The 20,920-nt window shown below is 64.7% G+C and carries 5 protein-coding genes; 2 read left to right on the forward strand and 3 right to left on the reverse strand.

Features of this window, described 5'->3' with window-relative positions:
* Positions 1 to 68 precede the first annotated feature (68 nt).
* The gene (locus RTI28_RS24410) at positions 69 to 296 is read left to right on the forward strand and encodes a hypothetical protein (RefSeq protein WP_316922846.1); all 228 of its coding nucleotides are present in this window, start codon (positions 69 to 71) and stop codon (positions 294 to 296) included.
* On the forward strand, positions 289 to 867 hold the full coding sequence (locus tag RTI28_RS24415; RefSeq protein WP_316922847.1) for an RNA 2'-phosphotransferase: 579 nt from the start codon (positions 289 to 291) through the stop codon (positions 865 to 867). Before RTI28_RS24410 ends, RTI28_RS24415 begins: the two co-directional genes overlap by 8 nt.
* Here RTI28_RS24415 and RTI28_RS24420 read toward each other — a convergent pair.
* From RTI28_RS24420 to RTI28_RS24430, 3 genes are read right to left on the reverse strand one after another with little or no spacing between them, the layout of a single operon-like run.
* A complete protein-coding gene (locus tag RTI28_RS24420; RefSeq protein ID WP_316922848.1) occupies positions 828 to 1,253 on the reverse strand; it encodes a hypothetical protein in 426 nt (141 codons plus the stop codon). The genes RTI28_RS24415 and RTI28_RS24420 overlap by 40 nt on opposite strands.
* On the reverse strand, positions 1,250 to 2,782 hold the full coding sequence (locus tag RTI28_RS24425; protein ID WP_316922936.1) for a DUF637 domain-containing protein: 1,533 nt from the start codon (positions 2,780 to 2,782) through the stop codon (positions 1,250 to 1,252). Before RTI28_RS24425 ends, RTI28_RS24420 begins: the two co-directional genes overlap by 4 nt.
* Positions 2,670 to 20,918: a filamentous hemagglutinin N-terminal domain-containing protein gene (locus tag RTI28_RS24430; protein WP_316922849.1), complete on the reverse strand. Its 18,249-nt coding sequence runs from the start codon at positions 20,916 to 20,918 to the stop codon at positions 2,670 to 2,672. The genes RTI28_RS24425 and RTI28_RS24430 overlap by 113 nt, the downstream gene beginning before the upstream one ends.
* Positions 20,919 to 20,920: the final 2 nt, after the last annotated feature.

Here is a 20,920-nt window from a genome sequence, read left to right on the forward strand (position 1 = left end):
CAACACAGCCTGATCCAACACCGTGGGAGTCCATATCACCCAAGTGTGAGGCCCAACCATCGTTTGAGATGCTCAAGAAGGTGGCCGTGGCCTTTAACGTCTCCACCGATTGGCTGGTGGTTGAAAAAAACGAGCGAGAACCGCAGAACGAACTAAAGCTCAAATTTGAAGCAGTGGTGCAAATGGACGAGGACGAACGCCGCTCTGCGCTCGCCCTACTCGATGCGATGATTTTGAAACACCAGACAAAACGTTTTTTGTACCCAGCCCAGAGTCAAAACAACAACCATGAATAGCAAACAGCTCAACGAAGTCAGTAAGTTTCTCAGCTATGTACTGCGACATGAACCGCAGTCCATTGGACTTCAGCTAGACACGGAAGGCTGGGCAGAAATTGACTGTTTAATTTCAGGCGCAGCTAAGGAAGGACGCACTCTAGACCGCGAACTAATCCTGGCCGTTGTGAGCAGCAGCGATAAGAAGCGCTTTGCCATTTCTAACGATGCGCAATACATTCGCGCCGTGCAGGGGCATTCAACTGGTGGTGTAAACCTCCAGCATACTGAGAAAGAGCCGCCCGAGTTCTTATACCACGGAACAGCGACTCGCTTTATAAAGTCAATTCAGCAACACGGATTAATTGCGGGTTCTCGCCATCATGTCCATCTATCACAAGACATCGCCACCGCCGTAGCGGTCGGACAGCGATATGGAAAACCTGTAGTGCTAAAAATTGAAGCCCTGCGGATGTACCAGCAGGGCTTCAAGTTTTTGAAGGCGGAGAATGACGTATGGTTAACGAGTCACGTCCCCATTTTTTTCATACATCAGGAACAGCCTTCGTCTTCGACCCGATCAGTTTTATAGCGAGCAGATTCCTCTTGGGCAGCACTAAACCACTCAGAGAAGCTAGAGTAATAACAGTTATCCAAAGGGCTTGATTTTGGCCTTGAGTAATCATAAATCCGAACAGCTAAACCTTCCCCCTTGCCTCCATCAAAACAAGCGAGAACCACCCAACCATCATTATATGAACCAGACTCATCTTGAATAATTGCAAATGGGACCAGAGCACTCTCTGGAAATTTCAAAAGCATAGAGCCATAGTAAAACAGAGAGAGCCCCATATCTTTAGTTAAAAATCGCCAAGGCGATATATCTACATCCCCTGCCAAAACTACATTTAGATAGTCAATAGGAAATTGAAAACCTTCTGGCAAAATTGGAAGCTCGTACAAGAAAGGCTTTATCATTTCCTGCCTCCTGAAATACGTGGTGGCTCTGTTGAACCGTAAGGATTGGAGGTAGAAAACCCTCCTGACTGCTTGTTTATACGACCAGTTATTGCCTCGCCCCAAGTATCAAAATTCTGCCACCCTCTCGCCTCTTGGATAGCTGGCGTCAGTGGTTCATCAAATCCACGAACGCTAGCATTAACGTCGATCCCCGCTTCTCTGGCAGCAGCAATTCGAGTGTTATCCATACTAGTCAGCTTGCCATCAGGCATTTTCACCACATCAACCGGATCACCTTTCCAGCCATTGGTTTTCATGCTCTGGACTAAATCGTCGTAGGTGTAATTCGTGCCAGAGACCCGATCTGTCTTGTTGAACGAAACAGAATTCTGCGAGAAGCGAATATCATCAGCAGCATAAATTGCTGCATTGCCTGCGCCTTTTGTCCCTCCAAATCCGGTTTTCCCAGTTGCTAACTTCCCACCGATTACCGCCGCTAACGCTCCCCCCAGGGCTACACCAGCTTCACTAGCCGGATTGACACCAAGTGCCTCAACCATCGCCCCCGTAGACGACGATGCCACACCTGCCGTGCCACCGGCTTTGGCATCCAGATTCAGCTGATGAAATGCGCGTAAAATCTCGCCAGCATGCCCTCCTACGTCGGCATAGTAACCAAGTTGCTGCCATTTGAAGACAGCCTCCTCAATTTCGATAGCCTTGGCTTGACACCCCTTCAGATTGTTACCGTCACAAGCCTTTTTGACAGCCGCCTCATTGAGCTCATGAAGAGCAAAATAGCGGCCTGCAATGGCATCACAGTCCGCACCAATGCACTGACTTAGCTCCTTTGCGAAGACCTGCATCTCATGATCACTGAGATGGTTGTACTGAGTGGAGTTCGACGCTACCCAAGCCCCCGTACTCATCTCTTTCGCATCACCACCAGATGCCGCCGCCGCAAGCACTCCAACCAGCTGCGAACTCATCACCAGCAGCCGGTCCTTGTCCGCTTTCGGCATCTCGCCAAACTGACTCGCCAGCTTGTCAACGACTGCTTCGTTCAAACCCGCAGCCAATGCCCCGGTCTTGAAGTTACCTCCCGTGGCCTCCGCAGCCAGACCACCCATGATCGCGTGCAGACCGATCTTGGTTATCCTGTTGATCTCGGTCTTGGGCTGTCCGACATAGGCGTCGCCAATGGCATTGAATCCGACCGCCGCGAAGGTATTGGCCAGGCTGCTACGCAATGCATCGTCAAACTGGCTATCACCGCCCAACGCCCGATCCAGAAGGGTCGAAGTGCCGTTCTGCAGCAATTGATTGGCGCCGAAGCGGGTAGCGCCCTCAAGTGTGTTCAAACCACCGTTGGCAAATACCTTCCCGGCGTTCGGCAATGCACCACCAGCAGCAGTCTCGGTGCCGGTCCAACCGTCATAGAAACCGGAGGTGAGTCCAGCGGTGACACCGGACACCACATATCCACGCATGGCGTCCGAGGACGTCACGTCCTTGAACACCGCCCCCAGGTTGCCGCGATTGTTGATGAGACTGACGGTCGCATTCGTGGCAGCGTTGGCGGCGACTGCCCCTACAACCGCGCCAGCCGTGGTTCCACCTGCCACCATCCCCGCTGCAGCCGGCCCAACGATAGCCGCCATCAGAATCGCAATGACAATCTGCGCCGCCGGCCCCAACCCCGAATTCGCATACTTGAAGCTGGTATGAATCTCCTGCACCTGCCGCCAGTCGACCCCGCCCTGCGCTTCCAGTTGCTGCAGCCACGCAAGCTTCGGATCGGCTCTGGCGCAGGGTCTCGTCGGTCTTCCCCTCGCCTTTCATGCTGAACCAGCCCGCGTCGGACTTGCTCTTCTCGTGGCTCTCCTGATGCAGGTCCTTCACCGCCTCGAAGGTGATATCCCCGCCGCTGTCGAGAGTCAGGTCTCCACCGCTGCCGAGCTTCGCCGCCTGGTAGCGCTGGTCGCTGCCGCTCTCCAGCGTCAGGTCGCCGCCGGTGGTGATCTCGCTGACGATCGAGGTGATCTGGGTGATCTCGTCGCGCTGGGTCTTCTTGCTGCCGAAACTCCCCTTCTTCTTCATGTCGTACAGCGAGTAGTCGCTGTCTTCGGCCGCCAGCAGGGCCAGCTTGCCGCCCGCTACCAGGTAGGCCTCATCCCCCGCGCTGATCCGGCTGGCACTCATCGCCAGGTCATGGCCGGCGCTGATCGCCACATCGCCGCCCGCCTTGAGCGTGGTCGCCACCTGGCTGACATGGTCTTCCTGGGTCTTGAGCTTCTTCGAGACGAACGACGAATGTTCCTCGTCCGCCGCCGACATCAGTGTCACGTCACCCGTGGCCGAGATATCGATGTCGCGCTGCGCATCGATCCGGCTCGCCATCGCCGCAAAATCGCGCCCCGCCACGGCACTGAAATCACGCCCGACGGTGACGCTGCTGCCGTTCTGCCTGATGCTCTGGCTGGTCCGCCCTCCTCCGGCCAGGGTGTTGATGTCCTCGGTCGAGCCCAGCAGCACGTCGCGCCCGGCCTGCAGGCGGGTGTCACGCCCGCTCTGCAGCACGCCGCCCTGGTTGATCAGGTCCTGCCCGGCCTTGATGCTCAGGTCGTTGGCCGCCTCGATCCGCGCGGCGCTGTCGAGGAAGTCGCGACGCCCGTTGTTGAAGGCATCGCCACTGCTGTGGCTGGTGCTGGAGCGCTCGTTGATGACGTTGCCGAGGATGGTGGTCAGGCTCACGTCGCGGCCGGAGATGATCCCGCCGGCCTTGTTGATGATGTTGTTGCCCGCCAGCAGGTCGACGCGGTTTGCCGCTTCGATCAGGCCGCTGTTGATGATGTCGTTGCCGGCCATGGCCGACAGGCTGTTGGCCGCGCGCAGGGTGCCGACGTTGAGCAGGTCCTGCCCGGCCACCAGGTTGACGTCGTTGCCGGCGATCAGCGCGCCATTGGGCGCCAGGCGATTGTTGGCGTTGGCCATGTACAGCACCGGCACCAGCACCTTCTCGCCCTTCACCTCGATCTCTTCGAGCCAGACGATGTCGTGGGTCAGCGCCGCCACCTGCTCCGCCGTGAGGCCGACGCCGACCGCCAGGTTCAGCTGCTGCCTGCTGGCGATGGCGTTGTCCATCAGGTACTTGAACATCTTCTCGTCGCTGTTCAAGCCGGCGAGGAAACGTTGTCCGGTACCCGCCACCACCGCCTGCTGGATCAGGCGCTGCTCGTAGAAACCATCGCCCAGGCGCTTGGCGCTGTCGTCCGGGTTGTAGCCGAGGCCGGCCAGCAGGTAGTCGGAACTCATGAACTGCTTGAGTTCGGTGAGGACCGGGTTGGTTTCGACGAGGTATTTGTGCGGTTGCGAGGAGGCGATGACGTCGGGCAGGCCCTGGACGCGCTCGATGGTCTGGCCGCTGGCCGGGGTCGGCTGCGTGATGGCCGGAGCGTTGACCGCCGTGGCGCGGCTGTCCACCTGCGGGGTGTCGGGACGCTGGGTCGCGGGGACGACGCGGGTGTCCTGCGGGGCGACAGTGACCGCCTGGCCGGGCTGCACGGGAGCCACGGCAACCTGCTGTTCACGTACAACCGGGGTCAGGCCCGGCAAGGCCACATCGGGACGCGCGCCTTGCTGGACAGTGGCCACGCTGGTGCCACGAGGCGCCGTGGACAGACCGGGAACACTCAGGTCAGGGCCGGACGCATCAGCAGGCGTCGTCGACACGACTGTGGTATCGCGCTCGAGCGGGGTCAGACCCGCTGTGCCGGTTCCGGACTGGCCGGCCACCGTGGTGTTGCGACTGCCCGTGGACAAGCCGGGAACGTTCAGGCCCGGCTGATTGCCACCGGCTGACACGCTGACGGCGATCTGCGTATCGCGGTTGCCCAGGTTCAGTCCCGGCCCCTGCCGGCCGGCATTGACCGTCGTGCCCCGGCTGCCCGAGGACAGGCCCGGAACACTCGGTGACGCGCCGCCCGGCGTGGTGATGCCGATCTGCGTATCGCGGCTGCCACCGATACCCGCCACGACGACGGACTGCCCTGACGCGCTGAGCGAACCGGAACCGTCGCCACCCGACGCCTGGCTGCCGACGCTATCCAGACGGGTGATGTCTGTGCCGTCGCTGCGCCCGGACTGCCAGGCGCCATTGTTGACCGAGCTCACCGCGGCGACATCGATGGCAGCGATGCTGGCAGCGATGCCGCTGGCCTGCCGCGCGCCCACCGACACTTGCTGGCTGTTGGCACTCAGCTGGGCCACGCTGTCCAGTTGCAGGACACGGCCGCTGCCGGCCGGCAGCGACTGCTCACGCTGGCTTACGGCAACGCTGGCGCTGTCCAGGGTCCAACTGCGCGGGCCACTGTCGCCCTGGGCGACCTGAGCAGCACTGGCGTCGACCTGGCTGATGCGATACGCGCCGTTTTGCCCGGTGGGCAGGCTGAAGCCAGGCAGGCTCAGCGGGTCGATGCGCCGCTGCGCCAGGTTCGGCGGCAGTTGCGCATTGATGCTGACGGCAGTCGAGTAGGCACTGCCGGCGCCGGTATCAGTGGTTTTCGCGCCCGCCGCGACATACGAGTACCAGGGGCGGATCACGCTGTTGTTGATGTTCTGCGAGGCGTTGACGTTGATGTTGCCACCAGCCTGAATGATCGCGTCCAGGGTGGAGCCGCTGACCACCGTCGTGCTCACCTCGGGCTTTGCAATGATCCAGCGCAGGAAGTTGGCCAGGTCGGCTTCGAACGTCGCCGAGGGGTTGGGATTGTTGCGTTGGTTGAAGATCGCGGCCATCTGCTCCGCACCAACCGTCTCCTTGACGTAGCTGATGGCTTTGCGTGTGGTCTGGATTTCCTGGGCCTGCACGCCCTGGTTGCTGACGGTCGTGGCGGTGACGGAAATATCGCCGGCGGCGGAAATGCTGCTGGCGGAGTTGCTCAGGGTGCCGGCACTGATCAGCAGGTTGGCGCCACTGCCAATGGTTGACTGCGCGGTAGCCTGGCTGATCTTCAGGCGGTCGGTTTCGTTGATCTGCCAGTAGCCATTGATCTGGGTATCATTACGCTGGTCGCAGCCGATGATGGGAATGAGGGTGCACGACAAACGCTCGATGCTGGTATTGACCTTCTCATGCTGGCTGTACTCCAGCACATCCCGCACGTTGTTCAGGGTATTGGCTGCCAGGGTCATCTGCCCGGCGCTTTCGATACTGCCGGAGCGGTTCTCCAGCAGATTGGCCCTTGTCCCATTCGCGTCCGCGCCGACCAGCAGGCTGCCCATGCTGTACACCTGGGCGAAGCGGTTGGTGAAGTTCTGGGTCAGCAACTGCATGTCGGCGCCGCTGTAGATCAGGCCGTTCTCGTTGCGCAGCGTGCCAGCGCTGACCAGCAGCTTGTCCCTGGCGCCGAGGGTGCCAGTGTTGTTCAGCGTGCCCGCGCCGAGGTTCAGGTTGCCCGCCGAAGTCAGGCGCCCGGCATTGCCCAGCACGCCGCTCACCACCAGAGTGGTCTCGGCGCCACCGGCGATGCTGCCAACGGCATCGAGGTTCAGTTGCGCGGCGTTCAGGCCGAGGGTGCCGAGACTGCTGTAGCGGCCACTGCCCTGATACAGGCCACCCAGGGTCAGGTTGGCCGAACCATCGCTGGCGATCAGGCCGGCGTTGGTCCAGTTGCCACCGGTCCCGTCGAGGCTGTCCGAGGCGAGCAACTGACCTTGCGCCGTCTGGTTGAGGGTGCCGATGTACAGGGTCAGGCGCCCGGCCTGAACCACACTGCTGTTGGTCCAGCTGTCCGCGATCAAGGTCAGGCCGCCGCGGGTGATCAAGGTGCCCTGGTTGGCGATGACGTGCGCCGTGGCGATATTGAAGGTACCGGTGCCCGCATGCAGCACCGAACCACCCAGGTTGCTCAGGCGCACACTGTTCAGGGTCAGATCGCTGCTGCTCACCTCCACCTTGCCGAAACGGTTGTCGAAGTGATCGCGCACCTGGAAGTCGCTCTTGCCTGCGCCACCCAGCGCCCGCAGCACACCGCCCTGGTTGTCCACGTCAGCCGCCGACAGCAGCAGGTGGCTGTCGCTCTCGATCACCCCGGAGCGGTTGCGCAGCTCGTCGCTCAGCGCCAGCTCGACGCGGTTGCCAGCGACCTGACCGCCCAGGTTGTCCAGGCCCAGCCCGTCGACCCGCACCAGCCCCTTGGCATACAAGCCGCCCCCGGCATTGATGAAATCGCCGCCGCTGATCCTCGCGTCGCCGTTCTGCGCGGCCACCCGCCCGCCGCTGTTGTCGACCACACCGGCCGCGACCTTCAACTGCTGGCCCTGCAGCACACCGCCCTTGCCCAGCGCATCGCGAGCGTTGTCCAGCGTGCCGGTGACCTTGACGTCGAGCAGGCCGGTGAGGCTGGCCAGCGTGCCACCCTGGTTGCCGAGGCTGCCGGCATGCTCGACCACGAGATCGCCACCCTGGGCGATCAGCGTGCCGTTGCGGTTCCCCAGAGCATCGGTGACCTGCGCCCGCAGAGCGGTGCGCGCCTGCACGTCGCCCTGCTGGTTGTGCAAGCGCCAGGCCTCCAGCCGGACATCGGCGTCCTGGCTGTAGATCAGGCCACCGGCATCGTTGTGCAGCTCGGAGCTGGCGATGACCTTGACCTGGTTACTGGCGGCGATGGTGCCGCCCTGATCGTTGTCGATATTGCCCGCGCGCAGTTCCAGGGTGTTCTGGCTGACGATCTTGCCGTGCTGGTTGGCGACCCGCAGCGCCTTCTTGAGCAGCAGGCCGCCGGCGCTGACCAGGGTGCCGTCAGTGTTGGTCAGAGTGCCGTCCAGATCGAGGACCAGGTTGCTGTTGCCGGCGATCCGCCCCGCGCTGTTGTCGAGATCGACGCCCTTGATGCTCAGCAGCCCCTTGGCATCGATGTTGCCCGCCTGGTTGCCCAGGCTGGCAACCACCAGTTGCAGGTCCGCACCGCTCGACAGCGTGCCGCCCGTATTGGCCAGGCTGTCCGCGACGACATCCATGCGCCCCTTGCTGACCAGCGCACCGTCGCCGCCATTGCGCAGCTCACCGCTCAGTGCCACGTCCAGCGCGCCATCGCGGCTGGACAGGGTGCCGACATCACTGTTGTCGAGGCTCACGCCAGTCAACGTGAGGCCCTGCCAGCCGGACAGCAGGCCACGGTGGTTGGTGACGCTGTCGACATCGAGGGTCAGCAGTTGCGTACTGATCACCTTGCCGCCGCTGTTGTCCAGGCTACTGGCGTTGAGCGTCAGGTTGCCCCGCCCGGAGACTTCACCGCCGGCGTTGCTGAACACACCCACGCGGTCGAGCAGCAGGGAGCCCTTGGCGAGGATCAGGCCACCGTTGCTGGTCAGGCCCTTGCCGCGCAGGTCGAGGGTGACGTCCTGGTCGCCGACGATGCGCCCGCCGTCGAGCCGCAGTTCGCCGAGCCGCAGTTCATCGAGGTTCAGTACGAGTGCGCCACGGGCGGACACTTCGCCACCGCTGCCGTCGAGGCTGCTCGCATCGAGGGTCAGCGCGCCCTGGCTGTTGATCAGGCCGGAAGCGCTGTTGTTCAGGGCAGCGGTCACCAGGGTCGCGGCGCTCGCGCCGAGCAGGCTGCCGCCCTGGTTGTAGAGGTCGCCGCTGGTCAGGGTGAGGGCGCCAGCCGCGCTGACCAGGCCCTCTAGACGGTTGTCGAGCAAGCCATGGCTGGTCAGGATCAGGTCGCCGCGGCTGTTGAGCGTGCCTTGGCTGTTGTTCACCGAGCCGGCCTCGACGCCAAGGCTGGCGGCGCCCACCAGGCCCTTGATGTTGCTCAGGGCCTGGCTGATCACCAGGCTCAGCGCCTGGCTGCTGAGTACGCGGCCTTGGTTGTTGTCCAGGCTGTCCGCGTTGAGCGTGAAAGCCTTGGCACTGGAGATCTCGCCGCCATGGTTGCTGACCTTGCCGAGGTTGATCAGCGACAAGGAACCCGCGGTGTTGAGCAGGCCGCCCTGGTTGTCCAGTTTGCCGCCCTTGAGGTCGAGGCTCAGGCTGATGTTGCTGGTCAGCTTGCCGCCCTGCTGCGCCAGGCCCGTGGCACTGGCGGTAAGGGCCTTGAGGCTGCCGATGCTGCCGCCGTTGTTCAGTTGGCCGGCGCTGAGGTTCAGGGTCTCGGCGCTGTTGAGGCGGCCGCCGGCATTGCCCAGCAGGCCGGTGACCACGGTGACCGCGCCCTTGGCGCTGATGTTGCCCAGGGTATTGTCGAGGCTGCTGCTGCGCAGGCTCAGGTCAGCGTCGCCGAGCAGTTCGCCCTTGGCATTGTTCAGGGCGCCTTTGAGGGTGACGCTCAGATTGCCGGCGCTGCTCAGGCTGCCGTCACTGTTGTCGAGGTCGCGTGCTTCCACCTGCAGGGTGGATTCGCTGCTCAGCGAGCCCCCGACATTGTGCAGATCGCCGCTGAGCGTCAGCTCCAGCGGCCTTTGCGCGACGATGCTGCCGCCGGTGTTGTCGAGTCCGGTGCCGCTCAGGCTGATGCTCTGCCCGCGCAACTGGCCGCGGGACTGGTTGATGACGCTCTGCAGCTTCAGGCCGAGGTTGCCGCCAGCAAAGACTACGCCGTCATCGCTGTTGTCCAGGTGCGTGCCAACGATGGTCACATCGCTGTTGCTGGTGAGCTCGCCGCCCTGGTTCTCGATGCTTCCGACTTCCAGTTTCAGCGCTTTTGTGGCACCCAGCAGACCGCTGCGGTTGTTCAGATAGGTGGCCTCGACGCCCACGCTGTCGAGGCCGATCACCTGGCCGTCGTGGTTGTCGAGGGTTCCGACGTCCAGCCCGACAGCGGCCTTGCCGGCAATCTCGCCGTTGTGGTTATCCAGGCTGGCGCTGTTCAGCGTGAGCAGCTCGTCACCGATCAGGGTGCCGTACTGGTTGAACAGCGACTCGCTGGCGGTCAGGTCAAGCACGCCATGGCTGCTGATCATGCCGCCGCCGTTGTTCAGGCGCAGGCTTTGCGCGTCCACGCCGGCGGCGCTGACACGCCCCTTCGCATTGCCGAACAGATCGCTGATGCGCAGGGTCAGGCCGCCGTTGCTGACCAGCTTGCCATTGCCGTTATCGAGGTTGCGCGCCGTCAGGGTGAAGGCGTTCTGGCTGGAGATTTCGCCGTTCTGGTTGCTCACGTCGCGCAGGTTTTTCAGGACCAGGTTCGAGGCGTTGAGCAGACCGGCGTTGTACAGGTCGCCCTTGTTGAGGTCGAGGCTCAGCTGGCTGTTGCTGAACAGTTCGCCGCTCTGCTGGATCAGACCGCCCAGGCTCGCCGTGAGCAGGCCGGTGCTGGCGATGCGACCGCCGTTGCTGACCTGTCCGGCGGTGAGGTTCAGGGTGGAACTGCTGATCAGGCGACCGCCGAGGTCGTTGCTGAAGCCGCCGGTGACGAGGGTCGCGGCGCCCTGGCTCTTGATCAGGCCCGCCTCGCTGTTGTTCAGGCTGGCGCTGATGAGGTCGAGGATCTGCGCGGTTTCGATGACGCCGTCCTGGTTGAGCAGGTCAGCGACATTGGTCTTCAACAACGCGGCGCTGGAGATGCTGCCGCCGCGGTTGTCCAGACGCTGCCCGTCGAGGGTCAGGGTGCCCTCGCTGGTCAGGACACCCGCCCCGTTGCCGATACTGCCGTCAAGCAGCGGGTCCGCCTGGGCGCTGAGGCGCACCAGCAACGAATGCTGCGCGGCGATACTGCCCCCGGCGTTGTCCAGGCGCGCACCGGTCAGGCTGACGTCCTGGGCGAACAGCAGGCCCTTGGCCTGGTTGATCACCCGTGCACTGGCCACTTCCAGCGTGGTGCCGGCCAGGACCTTGCCGCCACTGTTGCTCAGCGACCCGCCAGCGACCGTGACGTTCTCCTGGCTGGACAGGGTGCCGCCCTGGTTGTTGATCGACTGCACCACGAGTTTCAGCGTTTCTTTGCTGCCTACCAGTGCGTTGGCACCGTTGTTCAGCAGGTCGCCGGTCAGGCTCAGCCCACCCTGGGCCACCAGCTCGCCATCCTGTTGTTCGAGCACGCCGACGCTGGCGACCAGGTCGCGCTGGCTGGCGATGCGGCCCTGGTTGTTGTTGGCGCTGTCGGCCCCGAGCGTCAGTTTGCCGCTGGCGCTGATCAGACCGTTCTGGTTCTGCAGTTCGCTCGCGCCGAGGTCCAGCGCCTTGACGCCGCTGAGCACGCCAGCCCTATTGTCCAGCCGGGCCAGGCGCAGGAGCATGTCCTGGTTGGCACGGACCACCCCTTCGCGGTTGTCCAGCGAGGTGCCACGCAGGGTCAGGGCGCTCTGCCCGGACAAGCGACCGTCACGGTTATCGAAGGTGGCAATGACCAGCTCCATGACGCCCTTGGCCAGCACCGTCCCGCCGTTCTGGTTGTCCAGCAGGCCGGTGACCGTCACGTCCAGACGTCCATCGCTGACCAGGCTGCCCTTGTAGCTGTTGTCGAGGCTGCCGGCCTTGACCAGCAAGGTGCTGCCGGCGCCGAGGGTGCCGTTGCGGTTGCCCAGTGCGCGGGTCACCCTGAGGTCGAGGGACACATCGCCCATCACCTGGCCATTGCCGTTGGTCAGGCTGTCTGCGCGAACCACACTGGTGCCGGCGGCAGACACTTCACCGCTGGCGTTGTTCAGGGCCTCGCTGACCGTCAGGTCGAGGTCGGCGGTGCTGCCGAACAGGCCATCGCCGTTGTCCAGGCTGCCCGCTTTGGCGGTCAGGCCGGCAGCGGAAATCTGCCCACCGACGTTGAGCAGCGCCTTGTCGATGATCAGTTCGAGGGCGCCGTCGCTGAGCAGGTCGCCGCCGCTGTTGTCCAGGCTCAGGGCGCCCAGGGTGAAGCCTTGTTCGCTGGAGATCTCGCCGCCCTGGTTGAGCACCTTGTCCAGATTGCGCAACTGCAGCGGTCCCGGTGCGTTGATCAGGCCGCCGCGGTTGTCGAGCAGGCCTTTACGCATATCCAGGGTCAGGGCGCTGTTGCTGAACAGTTGGCCGCCATTGCGCTGGTCGAGACCGCTGAGGCTGGCGTTCAGTGCCTTGCCGCTGGCGATGACACCGCCACGGTTGTCTACCGCGTCCGCCGTCAGGTCGAGGCGATCGACACTGGTCAGGCGGCCTTTAACCAGGTTGCTGAAGGCGCCGGTGGTAACGCTGACGGCCCCGTCCGCGGCGATCCGTCCGCCGCTGTTGTCGAGACTGCCACTGGTGAGGGTCAGGACGCCGCTGCCGAGCAGGTTGCCGCCCAGGTTGCTGATGCCCTGCCCCGCCTTCAGTTCCAGCTTGCCGCTGCTGCTGATGCGGCCGCTGTCGTTGAGCAGGCTGGCCAGGTCGAGGCCGAGGCTACCATCGCTGCGCAGCACGCCCTGGCCGTTGTTCAACTGGCCGCTGACACCGCTGCCCGCGCGCAGGATCAATGACAGGCCAGTCTTGCCGTACAGGCTGCCCTGGGCGCTGTTGTCCACCTGCCCGGCGGTGATGGTGACGGACCGCTGCCCGGAAAGCATGCCCTTGTTCTGGTTGTCCAGGCGCGCCAGGGTCAGCGTCAACAGGTCGTTGGCGACCAGGCGTCCGCCCGCGCTGTTGTCCAGGCGGGTACCGGTGACGGTGAGATTGGACACCCCGGCGATCTGGCCGGCGCGGTTGTCCACCTCGGCCACCTCGAGGGTTATGGCCTCGCCAGCGTTGAGCACGCCGATCCGGTTGTCGAAAGTCGTGCCTTCGACCCGCAACTGCTTCGTGGCGATCAGATTGCCGCCGCGGTTGTCGAGCTTGGAAACGGTCAAGGTGAGATCGTTCTTGCCGATGACCTGGCCCGCGAGCTGATTGTCCAGGCTGGCGGCCTGCACTTTCAGATCGCCCACCGCACCGAGCAGACCGCCCCGGTTGAGCAGCTGTGCAGTGGTGGTGATGCCCAGCGTGCCATCGCTGATGACAGTGCCGGCCGTGTTGTCGAGGCTGCCTGCGCTCAGGCTCAGCACTTCACCGGCGAGCAGACGACCGCCGACGTTGCTGCTGGCGCCGGTCTGCACCAGGGTCAGCGTGGCGTCGCCCTGGATCAGGCCTGCATCGTTGTTCAGCGCACCGCTGGTGGCCGAGGTCGTGCGGCCGAACAGGCTGCCCTGCTGGTTGTCCAGCGTGCCATCGACGCGCAAAACCAGGCTGTCGCGGGCGTCGAAGGTGCCTTTGAGGTTGCCCAGGCTGCCCGCGTTGATATCCAGCGCCGCGGCCTTGATCAACCCCTTGGTGTTATCCAGGGCGCGGGTGATGCGCAGGGTCAGGGTTTGTGCGCTGAGCAGCTTGCCGCCGTTTTCCAGGCGCTCGGCGGCCAGCTCGAAGGCCAGGTTGCTGGAAATTTCGCCGCCCAGGTTGGCCACGCTGCGGAGGTTGTTGAAGCGCAACTGGCCGGGGGTGTTGATCACCCCGCCCAGGTTGTCGAGGTGGCCGTTTTTCAGGTCAAGGGTGACAGCACCCAGGCTGTAGAGGTTGCCCTTGGCGCTGTTGTCGAGGCGCCCGGCGGTCACCTCCAGCAGTTGCCCAGCGTCGATCAGGCCGGCCTGGTTGAGCAGTTGCGCGCTGATCAGCGCGGTCAGGCGGATGTCGGCGCTCAGCTTGCCGCCGCGGTTGTCCAGGCTGTCAGCGGCCAGGTCGAAGCCCTGCTTGGCGTACAGGATGCCCTTGCGGTTATCCAGTACATCATGGCTGGTGACGTCAAGAGCACCATCGCTTTGGACCAGGCCCTGCTGGTTGTCCAGCGAACCGGTGTCTATCAGCAGGCTGTCGGCGAGCACCTTGCCGCCGACGTTGTCCAGCGCCGCGTCGACCCGCAACTCCACCCTGCCGGCACTGCTCAGGCTGCCGGCCTGGTTGCCCAGGCTACCCGCGCGGACATCCAGGCGAGCGGCGGATACCAGGCCTCTGGCGTTTTCCAGGGCACGGGCGATACGCAGGGTCAGGCCCTGTTCGCTGAGCAGCTTGCCGCCCGCGTTGTCGAGGGAGGTGGCCGCCAGGACGAAGCCCAGGTTGCTGGAAATCTCCGCGCCGTGGTTGACCACGGTCCCGAGATTTTTCAGGAGCAACTGACCGGGGGCATTGATTCGGCCCCCCTGGTTGTTCAGGGCGCCGCCCTTGAGATCGAGGGTCACGCTGGACTGGCTGTAGAGCTGGCCGTCGTCGTGCTGGTCGAGACCGGTCATGCTGGCGTCCAGATGACCCGTGCTGGTGATGCGTCCGCCGTCGCCGTTGTCCACCTGTCCGGCGCGCAGGAGCAGATCGCCGCTGGCATCGAGTACACCCTTGTGGTTCAGCAACAGGCCATCCAGGCGCAGGTCGAGTGCGCCGGCGCTGTTCAGGCGGCCCTGGCTGTTGTCGAGGCTGGTCGCGTGGAGGACGAGGCTCTGGCCAGCCAGCAACTGGCCCTTGAAGTTGCTCGCCGCAGCCCGCTGGGTGAGGCTCAGCAGCGTATCGCCACGGATCAGGCCGTTGGTGTTGTCCAGCGACTGGCTGGTGATACGGGTGTTGGCACCGAGCAGCTTGCCCTGCAGGTTGAGCAGCGCGGCATCGAGGGTCAGGGTCAGGTCGTCGCGGGCCTCGATCGTGCCTTCGAGGTTGTCCAGGCTGGCGGCGTCAAGGCCCAGGGCCCGGGCGCCGATACGCCCCTTGCCGTTGCGCAGTTCACCGGCGATGTCCAGTCCGATGCTCTGCTGCCCAAGCAGGGTTCCACTGCGGTTGTCGAAGCTCGTCGCGGCCAGTGCGAAGGTCTGCCGGCTGGAGATTTCACCACCCTGGTTGTCCACCGTGCCGAAGTTTTTCAGGAGCAACTGGCCCGGCGCGTTGATCAGGCCGCCCTGGTTGTTCAGGTGGCCCTTGTTGAGGTCGAGGGTGACACCATCCAGGCCGAACAGCCGGCCATCATCCTGCTGATCGAGGCTGGCGGCCGAGACCTGCAACTGCCCGTCGCTGCGCAGGCGGCCACCGTTGCTGTTGTCGATGTCGCCGGCGCTCAGGGTCAGGGTGCCGGCACTGCTGAACAGGCCGGTACGGTTGAGCAATTCCCCGCTGAGCGTGGCGAGCAGCCAGTTCCCGGCGCTCAGTTGGCCGCCGCTGTTGTCCAGGCTGGCAGCATCGAGGTCCAGGCCCTGTCCGGCGAACAGCGTACCGCGGCGGTTATCCAGGCTGCCGGAAGCGCTCAGGTCGAGCAGCGCATCGACCTGCACCAGGCCCTGCTGGTTGTCCAGCGTACCCGAGGTGATCACGGCATCCCTGGCCAACAGCTTGCCAAGGCGGTTGTCCAGCAGGCCGGCGACACCGAGGGTCAGGGTGCCACCGGTGCTGAAGCTGCCGGACGGGTTGAGCAGGCTGCCGGCCTCGATATCGAGGGTCGGCGCGGCGATCAGGCCCTGGCTGTTGTCCAGCAGGCGGGCGATACGCAAGGTCAGCGCCTGCTCGCTGAGCAGCTTGCCGCTGCCGTTGTCCAGCGAGCCGGCCGCCAGCAGGAAGCCGAGGCTGCTGGAGATCTCGCCGCCGCGGTTGTCGACGGAGCCGAGTTTGTTCAGGACCAGTTGGCCGGGGACATTGACCCGCCCACCCTGGTTGTTCAGATGGCCCTGGTTGAGGTCGAGGGTCAGCCGGGTCTGCCCGAGCAACTGGCCGTCATCGTGCTGATCGAGGCCGCGGAAGCTGGCGATCAGTTCCTGACCGCTGCTGATGCGACCGCCGTCGCTGTTGTCCACCTGCCCCGCGCGCAGATCGACGACCTGTTCGCCACGCAGGATGCCCTTGGCATTGTTCAGCGTACCCCCCAGCACCAGGGCCAGGCGCTCGCTGGCGAACAGCGTGCCTTGCCTGTTGTCCAGGCTGGCGGCGTTGACCGACAGGCGCTTGCCGGCCGTCAACGTGCCATTGCCGTTGCGGGTTTCGCCGCTGCTGGTCAGGGTCAGGCTGCGGTCGCCCTGGATACGGCCGTTGCCGTTGTCCAGGGTACCGGCGTCGATCACCCCGTCGGCGACCAGCAGTTCACCGCTGCCATTGTCGAGGGTGCCCTTGACGACCAGCGTCAGGTCATCGCGCACGTTGACCTTGCCCTGGGTGTTGACGAACGTACCGGCACCACCATCCAGGCGCGCCGCCGAGATCTGGCCGGCGCCGTTGTCCAGCGCCTGGGCAATGCGCAGGGTGAGCAATTGCTGGCCGAGCAGCTTGCCGCTCCGGTTGTCCAGAGAGGTGGCCGCGAGGGCGAAAGCCTGGCTGCTGGAGATTTCACCACCGCGGTTGTCGACGCTGTTCAGGTTGCGCAGCAGCAATTGCCCCGGAGCGTTGATCAGGCCGCCCTGGTTGTCCAGGTGACCGTGGTTCAGGTCGAGGATGACCCCGGCGAGGCTGTAGAGCCGGCCGTCGTCGTGCTGGTCGAGGCTGGCGACCGAGACATCCAGTTGCTGCGCGCTGGTGATCCGCCCACCCGTGCTGTTGTCGGTGGCACCGGCGACCAGGGTCAGGTCGCCGGCACTGCTCAGCAGGCCGGCCTGGTTGAGCAACTGCCCGGAGACTCGTGCGCCGAGACGGCCGTCGCTGGACGACTTGCCACCGCTGTTATCGAGGCTGGCGCTGGCCAGATCGAGGGACTGGCCGCTGAACAGGGTGCCCTGGCGATTGTCCAGCGCGCCACGGCTGGTCAGGTTCAGGCTGGTATCGCCTTGCACCAGGCCGCTGCGGTTGTCCAGGCTGCCCACCTCGACCACTGCCGTGTTGGCGAGAAGCTTGCCGTCGCGGTTGTCCAGCGCCGCGTCAGTGCGGGCCAGCAGCGCACCGCTGCTGCTCAGCCGGCCCGCGCGGTTGTCCAGGCTGCCGGCCTGGATGTCCAGGTCCGGCGCGGAAATCAGACCCTTGCCATTGTCCAGCAGTTGCGCGATGCGCAGGGTCAGGCCCTGCCTGCTGAGCAACTGACCGTCGTTGTTGGCCAGCGCCGAGGCGACCAGGCTGAAGGCCAGGTTACTGGAGATCTCGCCCTTGTAGTTGTCCACCGTGGCAAGGTTGCTGAACAGGATCTGTCCTGCGGCATTGAGGCGACCGCCCCGGTTGCTCAGATGACCGTGATTCAGATCGAGACTCAGGCCACCCTCGCTGAGCAACTGGCCGTCGTCGTTCAGGTCGAGAGCGCTGGCACTGGCGGTCAGTTGCCCGGCGCTGCTGATCCTTCCGCCAGCACTGTTGTCCAGATGACCGACGCGCAGCATGAGGCTGCCGTCGCTGCGCAGGGTGCCCTTGGCGTTGTTCAGGGTGGCGCGACCGATCAGGTCGAGGTGCCGGCGGGCGAAGAGGTCGCCGTTGCGGTTGTCGACACTGGCAGCGCTCAGGCGCAGGGTGCCCTTGCTGCTGATGCGGCCCTGCTGGTTGAACAGGTCGCCGAGGTCCAGGCCAAGATCGCCGGCCGCCGCGACAGTACCGCCCTGGTTGAGCAACAGCCCGGTCACCGTCGCATTCGACACCCCGTTGCTGGTCCAGCTTCCCGCCGTGTTGTCGAGGCTCGTGGCGGTCAGGGAGAAGCGCTCGCCGGCGTTCAGGTTGCCGCCGCCATTGAGCAAGGCACCGGTGCTGACCAGGGCCACGCTGCTGTCGCCCTGGATAAGTCCGGCGCGGTTGTCGAGCGTGGCGGCGCCCAGGCCCAGGTCACGGCCCAGCACCTTGCCGCTGCCGTTGTCGAGCAGACCGTCGACGCTCAGGCCCAGGGCATAGCCGACCGTCAGCGTGCCGCCACGGTTGACCAGACTGCCCAGACGCCCCTCAAGGCCCGCCGCCGAAACCAGTCCGGCGCTGTTGTCGAGGGCATGGGCGATGCGCAGGATCAGTCCCTGGTCGCCGAGCAATTTGCCGCCACGGTTGTCGAGGGTCGCGGCAGTGAAGTCGAAGGTGCGTCTGCCGGAGATTTCCCCGCCGCGGTTGTCGACCGTGGCCAGTTGCTTGAGCAGCAGTTGGCCCGGGGCATTGATCAGGCCACCCTGGTTGCTCAGGTGACCGTCGTTCAGGTCCAGGGTCAGGTCGTTCTGACTGTACAGCTGGCCACCACCGCTCTGCTCCAGCCTGGAGACGCTGGCCCGCACATCGCGTCCATGGAGCCGCCCGGCATTGCCATTGTCCAGTTGCCCGGCACGCAGCGTCAGGGTCGCGCCGGCGACGAGCTGGCCGTTGTGATTGATCAGGTCGGCGCTGTCCAATTGCAGGTTGCCACCGGCGCTGAACAGGCCGCTCTGGTTGAGCAGGTTGCCGGCGATGGTCGCGGTGAAGTCGGTGTTGCCGGTCAGCTGGCCGAAGCGGTTGTCGACGCTGGCGGCGTTGAGGTACAGGGCCTGGCCGCTGGCCAGGATGCCGCTACGGTTGTCCAGCGCGCCGGCGAGCCTCACCCCCAGCGTGCCCTCGCCTTTCAGCGTGCCGCCACGGTTGTCCAGGCTGTCGCCGTTCAGGTCGAAACCGAGGCGACTGGAGATCTCGCCGCTCTGGTTGTCGACACTGGCGAGATTGCGCAACTGCAACTGTCCAGGCGCGGTGAGCAGGCCGGCCTGGTTGTTCCAGTGACCACGATTGAGGTCCAGGCTGAGCCCGGCATGGCCATGCAGACGCCCGGCGCTGTTGTCGAGGCTGCCCACGGCCAGGTCGATGGCACCCCACGCGGTGAGGTTGCCATCGTGGTTGTCCAGTACCCCGGTGACCCGCGCCGTCAGGCCGGCTTCGCTGGAGAGCATGCCCTGGCGGCCGTTCAACAGGCTCGCGGCGTCGATACCCAGGCCCTGGGCGGAGATCAGGCCAGCACTGTTGCTCAACTGGCGGACGATGCTCAGGGTCAAGGCCTGGTCGCTGAGCAGCTTGCCGGCGTCGTTGTCCAGGCTGCTGGCGGCGACGGTGAAGCCGCGCTTGCTGGAGATCTCGCCCTGGCGATTGTCGACCGCGGCGAGGTTGTTCAGGGTCAGTTGGCCGCTGGCGTTGATCACCCCGGTCCGGTTGTCCAGCTGGCCGTGGCGCAGGTCGAGGGTCAGCGCGGCATCGCTGCGCAGGCGACCGTTGTCGTGCTGGTCGAGGCTGGCGACGCTGGCGCTCAGGCCCTGCTTGCCGGTGATCTGGCCGCTGCCGCTGTTGTTCAACGCACCGCTGGCGTAGAGATCGAGGAACTGTCCGGCCGCGACCAGACCGGCGACGTTGTCCAGCGTCGCCACCCGCAGGGTGACCTGTCCCATGGCGGACAATTCGCCGTTGCGGTTGATCAGGCTGCCGGTACTGACGCCAAGGGCGGCGCCGCTGCCGAGCAGGCCGCCCTGGCTGTTGAGCAGGGTCTGGCCGCTGATTGCGAGGTTGCTGCTGGCCAGGAGGCGTCCGCGGTTCTGGTTGTCCAGCTGGCTGGCATTCACCTGGGCATTGCGTCCGGCGCTCAGGGTTCCGCCCTGGTTGGCCAGGTCGCTGGTGTCGATAGCGACATCGCGACTGGCGACCAGTGTGCGCCCGGTGTTGTCGATGGCCACGGCGTCGATGCGCAGATCGCCCTGGCTGTTGCGGCTGTTGTCGCCATTCACGCCGGCTTCGATGACGCCCAGGTTGCTCACCCGCCCGGCGCTGTCCAGGGCAATACGGCTCCCGGCGGCGAGGCTCTGTCGGTTGGTCAGGTCGCCCCGGGTAGTGACGGCCAGGTCCTTGCCCGCATACAACATGCCCTGGGCATCGAGGCTCTGCGCCTTGAGCGTCGCCGAACCGCCGGCGAAGACCTGCCCCAGGCTCAGCTTGCCGCTGGCATCGAGCTGGATGTCGCCGCCGGCGATCAGGTTGCCGGCCAGCTTCACCCCTACCCCGGCTTCGGTGCCGACCAGACGGATGGTGTTGACGTACATGCCGCCCAGCGCCGAGGAATCGATGGCCAGCGCCGGTGCCTGGCTGCCATCGGCGGCGCGGGCGGTGGCGCTCAGCGAACGCGCGTCGACATCGTTGCGCCCGGCGACGATCTCCAGCTTGTTGGCCTGCACCTGCGCATTGATCTGGGTGGCGCGGGTGATAATCTCGAACTGGTCGACGTTGCCGGCATTGAGGCCGGCGCCCTGGATGGCGACGTTGCCCTGGTCCACCTGGTAGCGGGTCAACTGGCCGTTCTCGATGACCGGCTTGCCGGTGCTCAGGGTGGCGCGCGGGGTGTTGATGAAGCCGCAGCCGTCGCAACTGATGCCATGGGGGTTGGCGACGATGACATGGGCCGACTTGCCCGCCACCTCGGTGTAGCCGCGCAGTTGGCTGGGGCTGCCGCCGTTGACTTCGTTGAGGATGATATCGGCGGCGCGCCCGCTGAAATTCGGGTTGCCGACGATGATCCCGCCCAGTTGGGTATTCTGCGTGCGGTCTGTGGCGTTGTTGAGGATCAGGCCCTGGGCATCGACGTTGTAGTCCTTGAACTGGTTGTGCGACAGGCCGTTGGCATTGGGCGCGGCGATATTGACGATCGGCACGCCATTGCCAGCCTGGGCCAGGCCCGTGCCCGCCGCACTGACCGCAATACCGTCGGCCTGCGCCCACAGCGGTTGCCAGAACATGACATTGGCCAGGAGGAACGCCAGCGCACGCTTGGGAATGCCGCAGAACGACTCGCGCGGTTGCACGGTCGAGGAAGGCAGGCGGGCCAGGAAAGCGAGTTGACGGACGTCCATGT

Source organism: Pseudomonas sp. zfem002, assembly GCF_032621685.1.
In the GTDB taxonomy this organism is placed as follows: Bacteria; Pseudomonadota; Gammaproteobacteria; order Pseudomonadales; family Pseudomonadaceae; genus Aquipseudomonas; species Aquipseudomonas japonica.